The 16,365-nt window shown below is 66.7% G+C and carries 15 protein-coding genes; 7 read left to right on the forward strand and 8 right to left on the reverse strand.

All coding sequences use genetic code 11. The features are described from left to right. Nucleotides 1-660: 660 nt before the first annotated feature. A complete protein-coding gene (locus HMPREF2826_RS05820) occupies nucleotides 661-1,575 on the forward strand; it encodes a hypothetical protein (protein ID WP_148138344.1) in 915 nt (304 codons plus the stop codon). A 165-nt stretch (nucleotides 1,576-1,740) separates the two neighbouring features. Here the strand turns inward: HMPREF2826_RS05820 and HMPREF2826_RS05825 are convergent, their stop codons facing one another. From HMPREF2826_RS05825 to HMPREF2826_RS05840, 4 genes are all read right to left on the reverse strand, one after another. Beyond that, nucleotides 1,741-2,058, reverse strand: coding sequence for a PTS fructose transporter subunit IIB (locus tag HMPREF2826_RS05825; protein WP_070640050.1), 318 nt, complete (start codon nucleotides 2,056-2,058; stop codon nucleotides 1,741-1,743). A gap of 74 nt (nucleotides 2,059-2,132) precedes the next feature. Next, the gene (locus tag HMPREF2826_RS05830) at nucleotides 2,133-3,227 is read right to left on the reverse strand and encodes a PTS fructose transporter subunit IIC (RefSeq protein ID WP_070640054.1); all 1,095 of its coding nucleotides are present in this window, start codon (nucleotides 3,225-3,227) and stop codon (nucleotides 2,133-2,135) included. 91 nt (nucleotides 3,228-3,318) lie between these two features. Further along, nucleotides 3,319-3,750 (reverse strand): PTS sugar transporter subunit IIA, encoded by a 432-nt coding sequence (locus HMPREF2826_RS05835; RefSeq protein WP_070640056.1) that lies wholly within the window; start codon nucleotides 3,748-3,750, stop codon nucleotides 3,319-3,321. 373 nt (nucleotides 3,751-4,123) lie between these two features. Next, the gene (locus HMPREF2826_RS05840; RefSeq protein ID WP_070640059.1) at nucleotides 4,124-4,882 is read right to left on the reverse strand and encodes a DeoR/GlpR family DNA-binding transcription regulator; all 759 of its coding nucleotides are present in this window, start codon (nucleotides 4,880-4,882) and stop codon (nucleotides 4,124-4,126) included. 352 nt (nucleotides 4,883-5,234) lie between these two features. Here HMPREF2826_RS05840 and HMPREF2826_RS05845 point away from each other — a divergent pair, with 352 nt between their 5' ends. The 3 genes from HMPREF2826_RS05845 (at nucleotide 5,235) to HMPREF2826_RS05855 (ending at nucleotide 8,829) form a co-directional block, all read left to right on the forward strand. Further along, a complete protein-coding gene (locus HMPREF2826_RS05845) occupies nucleotides 5,235-7,535 on the forward strand; it encodes a formate C-acetyltransferase/glycerol dehydratase family glycyl radical enzyme (protein ID WP_070640062.1) in 2,301 nt (766 codons plus the stop codon). Between the two features lie 23 nt (nucleotides 7,536-7,558). Then, nucleotides 7,559-8,431, forward strand: coding sequence for a 4Fe-4S cluster-binding domain-containing protein (locus HMPREF2826_RS05850; protein ID WP_070640065.1), 873 nt, complete (start codon nucleotides 7,559-7,561; stop codon nucleotides 8,429-8,431). Between the two features lie 122 nt (nucleotides 8,432-8,553). After that, complete coding sequence (locus tag HMPREF2826_RS05855; RefSeq protein WP_058269885.1) at nucleotides 8,554-8,829, forward strand: PTS sugar transporter subunit IIB; 276 nt, start codon at nucleotides 8,554-8,556, stop codon at nucleotides 8,827-8,829. A 78-nt stretch (nucleotides 8,830-8,907) separates the two neighbouring features. Here the strand turns inward: HMPREF2826_RS05855 and HMPREF2826_RS05860 are convergent, their stop codons facing one another. From HMPREF2826_RS05860 to HMPREF2826_RS05875, 4 genes are all read right to left on the reverse strand, one after another. Further along, nucleotides 8,908-9,825, reverse strand: coding sequence for an Abi family protein (locus tag HMPREF2826_RS05860; RefSeq protein WP_070640069.1), 918 nt, complete (start codon nucleotides 9,823-9,825; stop codon nucleotides 8,908-8,910). A 67-nt stretch (nucleotides 9,826-9,892) separates the two neighbouring features. Then, complete coding sequence (locus HMPREF2826_RS05865) at nucleotides 9,893-11,557, reverse strand: NAD(P)/FAD-dependent oxidoreductase (protein WP_070640072.1); 1,665 nt, start codon at nucleotides 11,555-11,557, stop codon at nucleotides 9,893-9,895. Continuing rightward, complete coding sequence (locus HMPREF2826_RS05870; RefSeq protein ID WP_070640075.1) at nucleotides 11,554-12,846, reverse strand: aminoacetone oxidase family FAD-binding enzyme; 1,293 nt, start codon at nucleotides 12,844-12,846, stop codon at nucleotides 11,554-11,556. The genes HMPREF2826_RS05865 and HMPREF2826_RS05870 overlap by 4 nt, the downstream gene beginning before the upstream one ends. Nucleotides 12,847-12,852: 6 nt before the next feature. Then, complete coding sequence (locus tag HMPREF2826_RS05875) at nucleotides 12,853-13,719, reverse strand: Mrp/NBP35 family ATP-binding protein (protein ID WP_070640077.1); 867 nt, start codon at nucleotides 13,717-13,719, stop codon at nucleotides 12,853-12,855. A 247-nt stretch (nucleotides 13,720-13,966) separates the two neighbouring features. Here HMPREF2826_RS05875 and HMPREF2826_RS05880 point away from each other — a divergent pair, with 247 nt between their 5' ends. From HMPREF2826_RS05880 to HMPREF2826_RS05890, 3 genes are read left to right on the forward strand one after another with little or no spacing between them, the layout of a single operon-like run. Continuing rightward, complete coding sequence (locus HMPREF2826_RS05880; protein WP_070640080.1) at nucleotides 13,967-14,425, forward strand: DUF2975 domain-containing protein; 459 nt, start codon at nucleotides 13,967-13,969, stop codon at nucleotides 14,423-14,425. A gap of 2 nt (nucleotides 14,426-14,427) precedes the next feature. Further along, entirely contained in the window at nucleotides 14,428-14,646 is a 219-nt protein-coding gene (locus HMPREF2826_RS05885; RefSeq protein WP_083307299.1) for a helix-turn-helix domain-containing protein, read from the forward strand. Nucleotides 14,647-14,662: 16 nt separating this feature from the next. Then, nucleotides 14,663-16,273, forward strand: a complete 1,611-nt coding sequence (locus HMPREF2826_RS05890; RefSeq protein WP_070640083.1) for a DUF4153 domain-containing protein — start codon at nucleotides 14,663-14,665, stop codon at nucleotides 16,271-16,273. Nucleotides 16,274-16,365 lie beyond the last annotated feature (92 nt).

Raw genomic sequence — 16,365 nt, forward strand, 5'->3', positions numbered from 1 at the left:
TATAGGTTTGAGAGGCCGGAGGCGCATACCTATACGTTTGAGAGGCCGGAGGAGACAGACCTATAGGCTTGAGGAATCACCACGGCGTTTGCCCAGGTGGGAATTCCCCTTTTTCCTCAAGCCTATAGCTCTGCACGGGAGAGGCCCTCAAACCTATAGGAATCCACATGCGGGGCCCTCAAACCTATAGGAACCCGCGCGCGTCATCCGCGAGCCTATAGGAATACCCTCCGATGTTCCAAGACTAAAAAACAATCTCCCATCCTCAAAATGTATGGGGGTTTCCTGGGCACACATCGCCATCAATGCGCGAAACCTCCCGCAGGTACCGTCGGTGACCAGCGTCTTCATGTGGATTAGGCTCAATTCGCATCCTCCCGCCAGCATTGGGCTAGCACGCTGCAAGTCTTGTCGCCCAAGATTGAGTCATCGACTCACCACTTCGACATGCACAATCAGGCGAGGAGGGTCACTGTGGGAACGACTTCAACTCAGAGCTTGAGCGGACCGCCCACCCGCGAGGTCGATACGCGCCTTCTCACAAGGGGCCAGGAGGAATGCCTGGGCCAATTGCGAGAAGCTAACAAGCGTCTGCGCTGCCTGAGGTCTGAATCGAGGTCCATGCGTGACTGCCTTTGTCAGCTTTGTAGGAGGGGATTCGTGACACGCGTTTTTCGCGGGCTCTATGCAGGCAGTGAGTACTGGGCTGGCTTGGGACCGAAGGCGCGGGTGCTTCATCTGGCAAGAAGCCTCTCTGACGCCCATCCAAACTGGGTGTTTTGTGGACCGACGGCCGCTGTCGTGCATGGGCTCGAGATTTCCTACGCCTATCTCAACCGGATTCACGCGAGCTGTCCCAACGTGGGGCGCTCCTCGAGCGAGTCGCTGGTCTGGCATTGGCTCCCACATGAACGGCCGACGCGCGTGGGAGGAATACCCGTGACCTCCGTCGCGCGCACGGCCTTTGACTGCATGCGCTACCTGCCCTTTTCCAGGGGACTTGCGATTGCCGACTCCTATCTCAGGATGAGCGGGTCCGGTAGGGGAGACCTGCGAGAGGCGCTAGAGCTCTGGGGCGGGAGCGACAATCTGAATCAGGCCAAGGTGACCCTCTCATTTGCTGACGGGAGGTCCGAGAACGGCGGAGAGTCCTGTGCCCGCGCCGCAATGATCGAGCTGGGATACCAGATTCCTGAGCTGCAGGTGGAGGTCCCCAACGAGATCGAGGGCGGCATGTTCCGCGTCGACTTCCTCTGGGACCTCCCCGGCGGTCGTAGCGTCGCCGGGGAGCTGGACGGCTGGGGCAAGTACCTCGCAGAAGATGTCGAGAAGTCCGAGGGGGCCACGTCCGCGAGCGAGCACGCCATACAAACGATGACGGCCGAGCGCCTGAGGGAGTCAAGGCTCTCGCGACGGCTTGAGGTCATGAGGTTCTCGTACCAGCAGGCACGGGACCTTGACTACATGCTTAGGCTTCTCGAGGGCTTTGGCGTGCCTCGCGCCTCTTGCATGCGAAACGTCGACGTGAGAAGAAGGCTGCCTCGCTGGGTCTCGCAAAGCGGGCGGATGACCTGAGACGCGCCAGCGACAGAAGACGGGGTCAAGCAAGAAAGCTCGCCTGACCCCCTGACGCTTCGAATGGATGACCATCGCTTTGAGCGACTCGCGTCTGCCCTGCGGATGAAACCGTTCTTCGGTCGCTCCGTCGTGAAGGGGAGACCTTCGTGAAGGGAGACGCCCCTACGCGCGATTCTTCAGCGCCGCGCTCACCTTGGCGATGAGGGCGTCCGCCTGCTTGATGGCGACGCCGGCGCGGACCTTGACCTTGGGAAGACCCTCAAAGCGCTCGACGTTCTTGATGGGCATGTCTGTGGTCAGGATGACCGCATCGGCACCTTTGAGGTCATCGGGACCAATCTCGTCCTCGATGCCGATGGACCCCTGCGTCTCGACCTTGCAGTCGATGCCGGCCTTCTTGCAGGCCACCTTGATCGCCTCTGCAGACATGTATGTGTGCGCGACCCCGGATGGGCATGCGGTGACGGCGAGAATCTTCATGAAATGGTCCTCTCAATATCCAGATGGTTGCGGAAGGCCCGGTAACGGCCCCTCCGACCGCCGTGTGACTCGTACTAGAACTCGATCTCAAAATCGACGTCCTCGTCGCTCGCGTCAACCTTCTCGGGCTTGACGTAGTCCTTCTTCAGAAGGGAGACAAGCCCGGCATGGATGGCGATGCCGACCGCGAGGGCAATGAGGTAGGTGAGGGCAGACGTGACGGGAAGCACCACAAGTCCGCCCCAGGCAGCGTTGCAGTACACGCCGAGGGCGCCGGCGATGCCTCCGGCGGCGGCGCAGGCGATGACGTTGATGGGGATGAGCCTTCCGGGGTCAGCCGTGGTGTACGAGATGGCTCCTTCGGTGATGCCGCAGGCGCCCATGATGATGGCGCCGATCCCGGCGTCGCGCTCCTCGTCGGAGAACTTGCCCCTGAGGAGGTAGGACTCGATGCCCAGGGCGATGGGGGGAAGGCAGATGGCGAGTGCGATGGGCCCAAAGAACGCGCAGTTGGCGCCTGCCGCCACCTCGGTGCCGACGATGGCGACGCCCGTGGAGTAGGCGACCTTGTTGACGGGGCCACCCAAATCAAAACCGATCATGGCGCCCGTGATGGCACCGATCAGTATGGCGCCCGTGCCGCTCATGCCCGTGAGCCAGGTGGTGAGGGTGCTCAGCAGCCATGCGCAGGGGCCGCCGATGACATAGAGGGTGATGGCGCCCACTATCAGGGTGGTGAGAATCGGGATGATGAGGATGGGCATCAGCGACTGCATGGACTGAGGAAGCTTGATGCGCTTGATCTGCTCGGCGACGATGCCCGCGAGGACGCCCGCGATGATGCCGCCGATGAAGCCGGAGCCGACGTTGACGGCGAGCTGCCCGCAGATGATGCCGGGCGCGATGCCGGGACGATCTGCGATGGAGTTGGCGATGAAGGCGGCCAGGACGGGAACCATGAGTCCCAGGCCGATACCGCCGACCTGCTTGAAGAGGTCGATGACGGGGTTGGACGCCGTGACGGCGCCCTCGGTCGTGACGGTGCTCATGGAGAGCATGGTGGCGAAGGCAAAGAGGATGCCTCCCGTCACCACGACCGGAATCATGTGGGACACGCCGTTCATGAGGTGCTGCCTCATGTCCTTGAAGACGCTCGCGTTACTACTCATGACCTCGCCTTTCTGATGGTATTGCCCTTTTGGGCGCTTTGCTGACGCTCGCTTGTGGGTGTGTCGTGTGGCCGAGAGGCTTGACGCACACTCACTCGGCCAGAAGTTCCAGCACCTCCTTCGCGGTCTTTGCCGCCGCCAGGCGCGTACAGAAGTCCTCATGAATGAGACGCCGCGAGATGGATGCAAGAATCTGCAGATGACGCTCTCCCGCCTCGGCGAGGGGGACGGCGATCTGGAATACCATGCTCACCTTGTCCTCGCCCCAGAGCAGGGGACGGGCAAGGCGCGCAAAGCCGAGCGACGCGACCCTCACGCTGTCTGCCTTGGCATGGGGCGTCGCGACGCCAAACCCGATAGAGGTGCTGAACTCCTTCTCGCGGTCGAGGACGTCCAGGACGTACTGGTCGCGGTCCTCAAGCCTGCCTTCACAATCCAGGGAGTCGGCCAGCAGGGAGATGACCTCCTCCTTCGTGCTGGCCTCCACGTCCAGGTGGACCAATCCCTCATCAATGAGCTCCATCGCCGCTTCCTTCCGCCTCAGGGGCCTTTGCAGGTTCTAGCAAATTGACTGAATTCTATTGTTCATAATCAATTGATATCATTTAAGCGCGATACTATCGATAAGTTACTGATACTTCAAGATTAATTATTGTTTTTTCGACAAATGGAGCGTAAGAAGATTAAACAATAATCAATACTATTTAGCTATCCCTCATGCCACCGGAGCCTCAGGCTGCGGCAGAGATGGGCGCATCGTGACGCGAGACGCGCGGCGACGCCCCGGCATCTTGATGCCGCAGGTACCGAACGCAGGCGATGACGTTGACGGGGATGAGCCTTCCGGGGTCAGCCGTGGCGTACGAGACGGCCCCCTTGGCGATGCGGGTCTGGTGTCAGATGACCTCGATGCCAAGGGCGGCCGCCGCCTGACGGTGCGCCGCGTCCTCCCCGTCGGTGATGATGCCGGTGAAGTCGCTGAGCCTGGCGTAGCGATACTCGCCCCGCTTGTTGAACTTGTGGGAGTCCGCCACGAGATATGACCTGCGAGAGTTCTCGAGCACGGTCTGCTTGATGGTGCCGTCTTCCATGTCAAAGGTCGAGGCGCAGTCCTCCTCGATGTTCATCTCGAGCGTCCCCAGGAAGGAGATGTCAAAGCGCAGCTTGCCAAGCATGCGGGCCGTCGAGGCCCCCACGAAGCCGGAGAGCTCGAGGTTCACCTTGCCGCCGGGGCACTGGGCCTCGATGTTCCTGCCCGCCGCGACCTTCTTCACGACGTCGAGCATGTTCGAGATGACGATGACCCTCTTGTCGCCCTGGGCGAGGAGGTCCGCCAGAAACAGGTTCGTCGAGGAGATGTCAAGGAAGATGGTCTGCCCGTCCTCGATAAGGTCATAGGCCTTCTGGGCAATCTCGAGCTTCTGGGGGCGGTGGCAGTCGAGTCGGGATGTCACGGTGCGGCTGGGTTGCTCGGTGTCGATGCTGACGGCGCCCCCATAGACCCGCTGGAGCTTGCCCTGCGCACCTAGCCCCTGCAGGTCCTTGCGTATGCTGTCCTCGCTCACGCCGAAGCGTTTGGCGAGCGCCGTCGTGGTGACGCGCCCCTCCAACGTGACTTCCTCAAGGATGGCGTCCAGTCGTTCCGCCTTGAACATGTGGCCCCTCACGATCTGTCAACCCGCTGCCGGTCAAGCCCCATGATACAGGGGAAGCGCCGTCGGTGGGCCTCCTGTCCCTCACTCCTGCCCTTCCTCAGGAAGTTCCCACGCGAATCTGCCGCCCTCGTGATTCCAAGGAGGCAACGGCGCAGGCCCTGACGCCAGGCGAGCGTTCGTGGGGCTAAGCCCCAATCGTAGGGGCGAGCCCAGGCATGCTTCGTTCACGTATATTGTTTGATATTATTTTTTGATGAAATACGGTACGAACAATATCAATCGGGATAACATATTGGTACTTATCAGGAAATCCCGTCGTTGTCATATGCGGGAGGCACAGAGGGAGAGGCCCATGCTCACGGCTCGCACCCAACGAATCAAGGACCGGCTCGTCACCCAACGTCGCCAGGTGGATCTTGAGCGGGCCACGCTGTACATGGAGAGCTACCAGAAGACCGAGGGAGAGCCGGCCATCCTGCGTCGTGCCAAGGCCTTTCGGCATCTGCTCGAGCGGCACGTCATCGTCATCGATGACGATGACCTGCTGGTTGGCAACAGGACGGCCACGCCGCGCGCCGGCGTCGTCTCGCCCGAGATGAGCCCCTACTGGATTCTGGACGAGCTCGACCGCTTTGCCGAGCGTCCCCAAGACCGCTTTGACGTCAGCGAACACGACAAGGCGTTCTATCGCGAGGTCCTGGCGCCGTACTGGAGCGGCAGGTCGCTCAATGACTGGTACAGGGCCCATCGCCCGGCCGAGGTGGAGTCCGCCGAGAGGGACAAGGTCTTTGCCGTCGCCCAGACCGACAAGGGGCAGGGCCACATCATTCCCGACTACGAGATGCTCCTGAGCCGCGGCCTCGGCGACATCTGTCGCGAGCTTGCCGAGCGCGCCTGTGCGTCCCCGGACAACCTCTTCTACCAGGCCGCCCTCATCTGCGCCGAGGCTCTCGTCGCCTACGTGGGTCGCCTGGGGCGGGAGGTGCGGGCCAAGGCCGCCGACGTCGTGACCGACGACGTGCGTCGAGGCGAGCTCGAGCGGATCGCCGAGGTCCTGGATCACGTCGCCACGAGGCCCGCGCGCGACCTCTATGACGCCCTGCAACTCGTCTGGATCTTCTGCGTGGCGCTGCAGCACGAGAGCAACGCCAGCTCCATCTCTCTGGGGCGCATGGACCGCTACCTGCTGCCCTACTGGCGGGCGACCGTGGAGCGGGGCGTCTCCGACGCCGCCGTCCGCGAGCTCCTCCAGTGCTTCTACCTCAAGTGCAATACGGTGGTCTTCCTGAGGTCCACCGAGAGCGCCAAGTTCTTCGGCGGGTTTCCGACGGGCTACAACCTCGTGGTGGGCGGCCTGGACGCCCAGGGGGGCGACGCGTCCAACGAGCTCTCGGAGCTCCTTCTCGACCTGCAGCACGACACGCGCCTGCCCCAGCCCAACCTGTCTCTGCGCGTGCACCCGACCACGCCCGACTCGCTCCTGCACAAGGCCGCGGAGGTCATCCGCCTGGGCGACGGCACTCCCCAGTGCTTCAACGACGAGGTCAACGTTCGCGCCTTCACGAACCGCGGCGTGAGCGTCGATGACGCGCGCGACTACGCCGTCGTCGGCTGCGTGGAGCTCTCCATTCCCGGGCGCATGTACGGCCTGCACGACATCAGCATGTTCAACATGATGAAGTGCTTCGAGATCACGCTGCGCGAGCACCCCGAGGGCTTTACGAGCTTTGATGACCTGTGCCAGGAGGTCGAGCGCACCATCGATCGCTACGTGGCCCTCATGGTCAAGGGGTGCAACGCCTGCGACCTCGCCCATCGCGCGACGAGTCCCACGCCGCTTCTGTCCACGTTCGTGCACGACGCGCTCGAGACGGGTGCGGACATCACGGCGGGCGGCGCGCGCTACAACCCCTCCGGGGTCCAGGGCGTGGGAACCGCCAACCTTGCCGACTCTCTCGCGGTCATGAAGAAGGCCGTCTTCGAGGAGGGGAGCCTGGGGTATGCCCAGCTGCTCGAGGTCCTTCGGCGCAACTGGTCAGGCGAGGGAGACGAGGAGCTTCGCCAGCGCCTCATGCACCGCTATCCCAAGTACGGCAACGACATAGACGAGGTCGACCATCTGGGCGCCCGCTTTTTGCGCCACTATGGCAGGCAGGTGGAGACCTACGAGAACCCTCGCGGCGGCACCTTCCAGCCGGGGTCGTACACGGTGAGCGCCCACATACCCCTGGGCGAGGCGGTCGGCGCCACGCCCGACGGACGCCATGCGGGCGAGCAGCTCGCCGACGGCGGCCTCTCGCCCATGGTGGGACGTGACAAGAGCGGCCCCACCGCCAGCCTCCTGAGCGTCGCGAAGCTGGACAACTGGAGAGACTCCAACGGCTCGCTCCTCAACGTCAAGTTCTCGCCGAGCACGCTGGCGGGGGAGGCCGGCCTGCGCAAGCTCATGGCGTATCTGCGGGCGTTCTGCAGGCTTGACGTCCAGCACATTCAGTTTAACGTGGTTGACAAGGCGACGCTGCTTGACGCGCAGCGGCATCCCCAGAACCATCGTGACCTCGTGGTGCGCGTGGCCGGCTACTCGGCGATGTTCGTGGAGCTGAGCCCGCAGATCCAGAACGACATCATCAACCGCACGGAACACGAGCTGTAGGGCCCAAAGAGGGGAGGGGGGTCATGGACGAGGGCGAGCTTGCGGGCATCGTCACCAACGTGCAGCGCTTCTCGCTGCACGACGGGGGCGGCATCAGGACGGTTGCCTTTCTCAAGGGCTGTCCCTTTCGCTGTCCCTGGTGCTGCAATCCCGAGAACCTCTCGTTTGAGCCCGAGCCGTCCTGGAAGTCGCGGCTGTGCATACACTGCGCCATGGCGCCGGGCGGCAACGGCCTCATCGACTGCCCGCGCCCTGCCAGCGAGTGTCCCACCGGCGCCAAGGAGATGGTGGGCAGGGAGCGTGACGTGCGCGAGCTCGTGGACGAGCTGGTGCGTGACAGAACCTTCTTTGACGAGTCGGGCGGCGGCATTACGTTGTCAGGCGGAGAGTGCCTGGCGGGACGTAACCAGGAGTTCTCCCTCGCCGTGCTCGAGGAGGCCCATCGCCGGGGCGTCCATACGGCGGTCGAAACGACCCTCGCGGTCCCCCTGGCCGACCCCGAGCGTCTCGTGGCCGCCTGCGACCTCCTTCTCGTGGACTTCAAGATAGCCTCGCCCGGTCGCAGCATGGCGGTGCTCGGCCTCGACGTGGGGCTGCGTGACGCGAACCTGCGTGCGGTCCTGGGCCTGGGCGCCGCGGTGGTCGCACGCCTGCCCATCGTGCCGGGCTTCACGCGGGGGCTAGCAAACGCGAGGGCCAACGCCGAGCGCATCAGGGGCCTGGGGATCTCGCGCGCGGACGTTTTGCCCTTCCATCAGCTTGGCGAGGCGAAGTACGCGTCGTCCGGGCGAGGCTACGCCATGGCGGGCGTGCCCCAGCTGGGCAGCTCCGACGTCGCGGACGTCGTGGACGCGCTTGAGGCGGAGGGGATCGAGGCCGTCGTTCACGGCGAGTGACGCGCCGCCTCGCCACCCGTCCCGTTGCCCGCCTGGGGTCTGAGCGTTCCGGCTGGTATACTCAGGAGAGGCGGCCTCGCGCCGTCCGTCTCGTTGAAAACGCGTCGTTGGGGGAGTGCAGCATGGCAAAGGTCGTAGTCGCCTGCGGGGCCGGCGTGGCCACGTCGCATGCGGTGGCAAAGAGGATCGAGGGCCTGTTGGCCGAGCGCGGCGTGAAGGCCGAGATCCGCGCCGTCTCCATGGCCGAGCTCGACGCGGCCCTTGAGGGCGCCGACGCCTACGTGGCGGTGGTCAGGGACGACAGGAGCTACGACGTCCCCACCATCAACGGCGTGGCCTTCCTCACGGGCATGGGGCAGGACGTCGAGCTTGCCCGGCTCATCGAGGCGCTGCGCTAGTCGCGCGTCGCGCGGGCGGGTCGTTGGGCGTCGATGACGCGTCCGGTGCCCGCCGCCTGACGTCTGGCTGCGTCCGCGCTATCCCCTGAGCTCCCGGGCCGCCTCCCTGATGCCGCTCGTGCTCAGGATGCGCGAGAGAGACGCCTGCCCCTGGGAGAACTCGTCCATCATGCGCACGAGCTCCATGCCAAACTGGCGGGTCTCGTCCTTGGTCAGATAGCGCCGGACGACGCGTAGGACGTCGGTGAAGCTTATCGTGGCGGCCTGGCCGAATCGCGTCGAGTAGAGTCGCTCCTCGTGCGCGCAGGCGTTTCTGACGTCCACCAGGCACATCAGGTCAGCGTAGACGCCCCGCGGCGTCAGGTGCAGGCGCTCCTTGGCGCCCCGCCCGCTCGACTGCATGATGCGCTCGCACACGGCCTGCTGCTCCGCCTTGCGCATGAGGGCGTAGAAGTAGCGCAGGTTGCCAAAGGTCAGGTCCGAGAAGATGACCCACAGGGGAATGGCGTCATAGTGCGTCTGGTACCAGGTCACACGGACGTTGTCCTGCCCCGCCTGGGCATGGGCGTAGCGCGACAGCGTGTTCATGAGCCAGTCAAGGTCCTTCTGGTACTCGCCGGCGCCGCGCAGGTAATGGCGCTCGCTCGTGTAGCTGTTGCGGTCGAGATAGGCGTTGGGCCTGCGATGGCACTCGCAGAAGCTCAGCGAGATGACGGAGCGCAGGAGGGTCTCCACGTGCATGATCTGCTTGAAGGTGAGGCCGCGCAGCTCGCGGTCAAAGCGGCAGAGGGCATAGAGGTCTTCCAGAGTGGTGCCGGGCGCAAAGTGATCCTTCTCGACCTGGGCGCCCTCGTTGAGGAAGGGTCCCTTGTAGCCGTTGACGATGGCGTAGTAGCCCTCGCGGGTCAGGATGTCCGCCGCCCGCTCGTCACAGGCGACGCCGCGAGACCTCAGCAGCGCGATCTGCTCGTCGATGCTCAGAAACACCTTGTTCATGCGGGTCCTCCGGTCCTCTTGCCGTCCGGGCGCCCCGCCCGCCGCGAGGCTCGTCCCGGATGCCCTCCTAGCGTCCCAGGCCCTCCGCGAGCGCCCGGGCGACGCGTATGCCGTCGGTCGCCGCGCTCATGATGCCGCCCGCGTAGCCCGCGCCCTCCCCGCAGGGCCAGAGCCCTCTCGTCGAGACGGACTGCAGGTCAGGGCCCCTCGTCACGCGCACCGGCGAGCTCGAGCGCGTCTCGACACCCGTGAGCACGGCGCCTCGGCTGGCGAACCCGCGCAGCTGCCGGTCCATCTGGGGTATGGCGGCGCGCAGCGCCTGCGTCACGTACGCCGGCAGGCAGCCCTCGACGCTGCCCCAGGCGACGCCGCGCGGATAGGTGGGCCGCACCTCGGCGCCGGCGCTTGACGCCACGCCGTCAAGGAAGTCGCCCACCAGCTGGGCGGGCGCCACGTAGCCGCCGCCCCCCGCCTCGAAGGCGGCCCGCTCGCAGCGCCTCTGGAGCGCCACGCCCGCCAGGACGTCGTCGCCCGCGAGATCGTCGGGAAAGACGTTGGCGAGCAGGCCGGCGTTGGCGTTGCGTCCCGCGCGGTCGCTCAGGCTCATGCCGTTGGTGACCACGCCGCCAGGCTCGCTGGCCGCGGCCACCACGAATCCGCCCGGGCACATGCAGAACGAGAAGGCCGCGCGCCGCGCGCCCGCCTTGGAGACCAGCTTGTACGGTGCGGCCCCCAGGGCGGGATGCCCGGCGCAGGGGCCGTACTGCGCCAGGTCCACCATGCGCTGCTCGTGCTCGATGCGCACGCCCATGGCGAAGGTCTTGCGCTCGAGCGCCACGCCCCGCTCCTTAAGGAGCGAGAACACGTCGCGGGCGGAATGGCCGCAGGCCAGTACCACGTCGTTCGCGAGGACCCGCTCCCTGGCGACGTCTCCCGTCGGCGAGACGGTCTCGAGCGTGACCGCCGTCACCCGGCCGCCGGCCAGCGAAAGCTCGGTGAGCCTGCATCCAAAACGCACCTCGCCGCCGGCCTGCCGGATTCGCTCGCAGAGCCGGGTCACCACCCGGGGCAGCACGTCGCTGCCAACGTGAGGCTTGGCGTCCCAGAGGATCTGGTGCGGGGCCCCCGCGTCGACGAGCGCCTGGAGTATGAGCCCGTGAGCGACGCTCTTGGTGCCGGTTCCCAGCTTGCCGTCCGAGAAGGCCCCGGCGCCGCCCAGCCCAAACTGGATGTTGCTCCGGGGGTCGAGCTCGCCCGTCTCAACGAAGCGTCGCACGTCCCTGCCACGGCGGTCGGCCTCATAGCCCTGCTCAACGAGCAGGGGCTCAAGGCCCGCTTCGGCAAGGGTGAGCGCGCAGAAGAGCCCCGCGCAGCCCGCCCCTACGACCACGGGGCGCGTCGTGAGCCCGCCGCGCGGCGCGCGAGGCGCCCGCAGCGGTCTGTCATTGGCAAGCCGCACGTCGTGTCCCTGACGGCGGGCCAGCCGCCTCAACAGCTCCTGCTCGGCGTTGGCGCCGTCGCGCAGACGCACGCGCACGGTAAAGAGCAGGTGGACGTCATGCTGAGCCTTCCTGCGAGCGTCCACGGAGCGCCTGCGCGGCTCCAGGGACGCCAGGTCGTCCGGGGTGAGGTGCAGCTTGCGCGACACCGTCCGCCGGAGGGCGGCCCGCTCGGACTCCTCGCTGCCGTCGAGGGATCCGAGCTCCACGCGCACGTTGGAGACGTCGATCATCGGCCCTCCTCCTCACCGCTCGCGTGCGACCGGGAGCGCCCCAACGCGCGAGCGGCTGCCGCCGCACCCGCCACCATGCCGCTCTTCCAGGCCCAGGACAGGTTGAACCCCCCGCAGTCGGCGTCCACGTCAAGCGCCTCGCCGCAGGCAAAGACGCCCGGAAGCTCTCGCGCCTCGAGCGTGTCGGGCGCAAACTGCCCGGTGACGAGGCCGCCCGACGACACCTGGGCATGTCCCTGGTCGGCGAGGCCGCGCACGACCAGGGGATAGGACTTCGCCAGCGCAAGGAGCTGCTCCACGTCGCCCTTGGCGCGCCTCTCCAGAAGGGCGGCGAGCTCGGGGTCGAGGACGCCGTCCAGACCCCCCCGCGCGGCGCGTCCGTGCGCCCGCGGGTCCACCAGCCGTCGCAGCTCCGATGACGAGAGGTCGGGCGCAAGGTCGATGAGCACCGTGTCCCCTGCGGCGGCCCGTCGCGACAGGTTGAGGCTCACGATGCCCGAGATGCCGTAGGGGCGCACGAGGACCTCGCCGCGCTCGCGCCACCGGGGCAGGCCTGACCGCCGGCTCACGAGGGACAGGGCGACGGGCGCGCGCAGGCCGTCCAGCGCGAGAAGGGGGTCTCGCTCGCAGGCGACGGGGCAGAGCGCGGGATGCGCGGCACGCGTCGCCAGCCCTAGGTCCCCGAGCCAGGGCTGGGTGGCGCCCCCGCAGGCGATGACCAGGGAGCGGCACGAAAGGCGCGCGTCGAGGCCGTGCTCGGGCACCCCCGAGAGGCGCAGCAGGGTGCGGTCGGGCTCCCGGCGCGCCCCCAGGGCCGCGCGGGCGGCCGCCACGACCGCCCCCGAGCGCGCCAGGCGCGCCAGGAGCACGTTGCGGACGCTCGCGGCCCGTCGCGAGCGGGGGTACAGGCGGTCCTCCTCCAGACCCCAGCGCAGGCCGCAGTCCCTGAAGAAGCCGAGGATGTCGTCGAGGGGCCTCTCGCCGAAGACGGCCCCCACGAAGGCGGGGTCGTTGTAGCGCCTGAGGTCGAGCGACACGTTGGAAAAGTTGCAACGCCCGTTGCCCGTGGCGAGGATGGTCCTGCCGCACTCGGGCGCGGCGTCCGCCACGAGCACGCCGGCGCCGGCCTCTGCGGCGCAGACGGCCGCAACGAGGCCCGAGGCCCCGCCGCCCACGACGCAGACGTCCACGGACGACGGGACCTCCACCCGCGCCGCCGCGCGCAGCAGCTCCTCGCGCCGCGCCGCGCGCGACGACCTCCGCGCGCCCGTTCTGCTCGATGGCGCCATCGGGCCCTATCCCTCCAGCTCTTCGTGGGCCAGGATCTGATCGATCGCCTTCGCCACGAAACCCTCCGGCAGGGCCTTCTCAAAGGTGCCGGCGTCGCAGGCGGCGGCGAGCGCGGGGTCGATGGGCAGCTCGTCCAGGGCGGCGATGCCTATGTGCTCGGCCGTCTCGGCAAGGCGACTGGGGCCAAAGGGCTCGACGCGCCCGCCGCAGTGGGGGCAGGAGAGCCAGCTCATGTTCTCCACGAGACCCACCACGGGGACGTCCATCATCGCGGCCATGTTGAGCGCCTTGCCCACGACCATCTGGACGAGGTCCTGGGGGGAGCTGACGATGACGATGCCCTCTACGGGGAGGCTCTGGAACACGGTGAGCGCCACGTCGCCCGTTCCGGGGGGCATGTCCACGAGCAGGTAGTCGATCTCGCCCCAGTCGGTGTCCTCAAAGAACTGGCGCAGGGCGCCCATCAGCATGGGGCCACGCCACAGCACGGGGTCGGTCTCGTTCTCGAGCACGAGGTTGGTGCTCATGACCTTGATGCCGCCCTTCGAGACGAGGGGCACGATTCTCTCGTTGACGGCGCGGGCATGCCGGCCGCCCATGCCGAACATCCTAGGCACGGAGGGGCCGGTGATGTCGGCGTCGAGAATGCCGACCTTCCTTCCCGTGCGAGAGAGGCTCACGGCCAGGGCGCCCGTCACGAGTGACTTGCCGACGCCCCCCTTGCCGGAGACGACGCCGATGACGTGCTTGATGGTCGTTCCTGGCCCGGGGACGAAGCGCTGCGGGCCCTGCTGCGCCTGTCCGGCCGCGCGATTGTGGCCGAGCGCCGCGTCAACCTCGCGGCGCAGGGCCTCCTTGTCGATGTCTGGCATGAACGTTCCTCTCCTGGATGAACCCAATGAAGCCAGCGCGTCGTCCGCGCGCTGTCGGGGTCTGGCTGTCTCGTCCATTCTACCCATGAGAGGGGAGGGGCGCCTGCGCGGGGTCTGCGGAGCGCGTAGCGTCCGTCCCGGCATTTCGCATCAAAGTATTTATCGAAAAACGATAAGTTCTTATTGAAATTCGATATAAAACTGCTATGCTCTTGGGCAGCGTCAGATAGAGAGAGGGAAGGCAGCCATGTCCAAGCGCGAGATGTCCGTGGTGCTCAAGGCCATCGACCTCCTTGCCGTCGCGGCGTGCGTGCTCGTCCTGGCGCTCGTCATACCCGTCATAGAGGCCCGCGACGTCGTCCCCTCTGGCTCGACCCTGGCGTTCGCCCTGGGCGTGGCGCCCCTCATGGCCTTGGCCGTCGTGTCATGGACGCTCTTCTCGGCCATAGGGGAGGGCGAGGTCTTCTCCCGCAACAACGCGCGTCGCCTGCGCTCCATGGGCTACCTTGCCGCCATCGACGTCCTCGTCTGGCTCGCCGTCACCGTCGCCTACGTGGCCTCGGCCGATCAGATCGTCTTCTCCGTCGTGGCGTCGCTCTCCGTCGCCCTCGTGTTCTGCGTCTCGCTGGCGGTCGTCTGCGTGGCGCTCTCGGCCTTCACCGAGGGCGCCGCCCAGCTCAAGGACGAGAACGACCTGGTGGTGTAGGGATGGGGAGCATCAGGGTGAAGCTCGACCTCGTGCTGGCGGACCGCCGCATGAGCCTCACGGAGCTCTCGGAGCGCGTGGGGGTCACGATGGCGAACCTGTCCATCCTCAAGAACGGCAAGGCGAAGGCCATCCGCTTCTCGACGCTCGAGGCGCTGTGCAGGGAGCTGGGCTGCCAGCCCGCCGACCTGCTGGAATACCTGCCTGAAGAGAAAACCTAGCAGAAAGCGACACATCATGGACAAACGTCGTGACGAGGGCCGCCCGCCGGCCCCCGAGGCGAGCCGTACCTCAAACGCTGCTCTGGCGCCCCTCGCGCCGCAACGTGACGAGGCGACGCCTTCAAGACCGGAGGTCGTCCCCGGCCCTGCGGGTCCCCATGATTCCTCCTCGGGCCCAAAGGATCTCGCCCCCGGTCCCAGGGACCTGCCGTGCCTGGGCCTGGCCCTCCTCCTCGCGCTGTTGTGGACCGCCTGCGTGGACGGCCTGCCGCTGGGCCTCGCCCCCTTCTTTCCCTGCCTTGGTGGCGTGGGCGTGACCCTCTCGCTCTTGTGCTTCCTTGCGATCGCTCTCGTGCTGGGGCGCGGTCCTCGACGCCTGGGAAGGGAGACGGCCGCCCTCGTCGTCGTTTGCGCCCTTCTGTCTGTGGCGCCCTCCCTCACGGCCAGCACGGAGCTCAGGCTTCTCAACTCCCTCGTGCTGGGGCCCTGCTGCGTCCTTACGTTCCTGCTGCTCTCGGGCGGCGCCGAGAGGATCGCCCTCTCGCTCAGGGGCTGTCTGGTGGCCCTGGCCTTCTTCTTTGGCTCCCAGGTGAGAAACGCGGGCCGCCTGCGGTCGCTGCGCCCCTCGCTGGCGACGAGGAGCCTTGTCTCCGCAGGCCTGGGACTTTTGGCGGGCGTCGTGGTCCTTGCGCTGGTGGTTCCCCTCCTGGCGTCTGCGGATGCCGTCTTCATGCGCCTTCTTGAGGACAGCTTCCTGTGGATGGGGGAGGGCTGGGAGCGTTGGGTTTGGCGGGCCGTGCGCGTGGCCGTCGTGGGGACGCTGTCCTTCTCGTTGCTCGTCGCCGTCGCTGACCGTCAGGGCTCTCAGGTGCAAGGCGCGCCGTCCGTCCGACGGCGCGACGCGAGCGCCCTGTCCGTGACCGTGCCCCTCCTCATGCTCGACGTCGTGTATGCCGTCTTCGTCATCATCCAGTTTGCCTATCTCTTTGGGGGAGCCGCCTCCACGGCGGCGTTCGGGGGCTACGCCGCCTACGCACGCTCGGGCTTCTTCCAGCTCGTGGTCGTCGCCGCCATCAACCTGGCCGTCGTGCTCGCGAGCCGGTGGCTGCGCCGCGACGCCAAGCCCGCGCGTCACGTGGGCGTCCTGCAGTACCTGCTCCTTGCGGCCACGCTCGTCGTGCTCGCCTCGGCCGCCCTGCGCATGAGCCTGTACGTGGGAGTCTATGGGCTGAGCCTGCTGAGGGCCCTCACCTATCTGGGCATGGTGGCCATCGCGGGCCTCGTCGCCCTCGTGGGGGCGAGCATCGCCCTCCCACACCTGCCGACGTTCAGGCTGTCGCTCGCCTTTCTCCTGGCGCTTTGGTGCGCGTTCATCCTCAGCGGGCCCGCCGCTCGGATCGCCTCGTTCAACGTGGACGGCTACCTGTCGGGAAGCATCGAGGTCATCGACATCGACTACCTGGGATCCCTCTCGCCCGACGCCAGGTGGGCCATCGCGCGTCTTGCCGAGGAAAGCCCCGCCTGCGAGGACCAGGCGCGCCTCGAGCTCGACGCCCTCGAGCACTACTGGGACGGCGAAACCTGGTCGACGCTGACGGCCGCGGAGCTCCTCTCGGGCGGCAGGTGAGATTTCGTGACTGGGCCGCCGCGAGCGGCGCGGGATGGACGGGAGGCCTACGATAGACGGCGTGCCGCAGCGGGTATAGGGATATGCGGCTG

This window comes from Olsenella sp. HMSC062G07 (assembly GCF_001811895.1).
Lineage (GTDB): Bacteria > Actinomycetota > Coriobacteriia > Coriobacteriales > Atopobiaceae > Olsenella_F > Olsenella_F massiliensis.

What these genes read in the sequence shown, in the direction of transcription:
- HMPREF2826_RS05835 (WP_070640056.1), bottom strand. Translation starts at nt 3,750, where the DNA reads ATGGAGCTCATTGATGAGGGATTGGTCCACCTGGACGTGGAGGCCAGC.
- HMPREF2826_RS05885 (WP_083307299.1), top strand. Translation starts at nt 14,428, where the DNA reads ATGGGGAGCATCAGGGTGAAGCTCGACCTCGTGCTGGCGGACCGCCGC.
- HMPREF2826_RS05880 (WP_070640080.1), top strand. Translation starts at nt 13,967, where the DNA reads ATGTCCAAGCGCGAGATGTCCGTGGTGCTCAAGGCCATCGACCTCCTT.
- HMPREF2826_RS05865 (WP_070640072.1), bottom strand. Translation starts at nt 11,557, where the DNA reads ATGATCGACGTCTCCAACGTGCGCGTGGAGCTCGGATCCCTCGACGGC.
- HMPREF2826_RS05825 (WP_070640050.1), bottom strand. Translation starts at nt 2,058, where the DNA reads ATGAAGATTCTCGCCGTCACCGCATGCCCATCCGGGGTCGCGCACACA.
- HMPREF2826_RS05860 (WP_070640069.1), bottom strand. Translation starts at nt 9,825, where the DNA reads ATGAACAAGGTGTTTCTGAGCATCGACGAGCAGATCGCGCTGCTGAGG.
- HMPREF2826_RS05830 (WP_070640054.1), bottom strand. Translation starts at nt 3,227, where the DNA reads ATGAGTAGTAACGCGAGCGTCTTCAAGGACATGAGGCAGCACCTCATG.
- HMPREF2826_RS05870 (WP_070640075.1), bottom strand. Translation starts at nt 12,846, where the DNA reads ATGGCGCCATCGAGCAGAACGGGCGCGCGGAGGTCGTCGCGCGCGGCG.
- HMPREF2826_RS05855 (WP_058269885.1), top strand. Translation starts at nt 8,554, where the DNA reads ATGGCAAAGGTCGTAGTCGCCTGCGGGGCCGGCGTGGCCACGTCGCAT.
- HMPREF2826_RS05845 (WP_070640062.1), top strand. Translation starts at nt 5,235, where the DNA reads ATGCTCACGGCTCGCACCCAACGAATCAAGGACCGGCTCGTCACCCAA.
- HMPREF2826_RS05840 (WP_070640059.1), bottom strand. Translation starts at nt 4,882, where the DNA reads ATGTTCAAGGCGGAACGACTGGACGCCATCCTTGAGGAAGTCACGTTG.
- HMPREF2826_RS05850 (WP_070640065.1), top strand. Translation starts at nt 7,559, where the DNA reads ATGGACGAGGGCGAGCTTGCGGGCATCGTCACCAACGTGCAGCGCTTC.
- HMPREF2826_RS05890 (WP_070640083.1), top strand. Translation starts at nt 14,663, where the DNA reads ATGGACAAACGTCGTGACGAGGGCCGCCCGCCGGCCCCCGAGGCGAGC.
- HMPREF2826_RS05875 (WP_070640077.1), bottom strand. Translation starts at nt 13,719, where the DNA reads ATGCCAGACATCGACAAGGAGGCCCTGCGCCGCGAGGTTGACGCGGCG.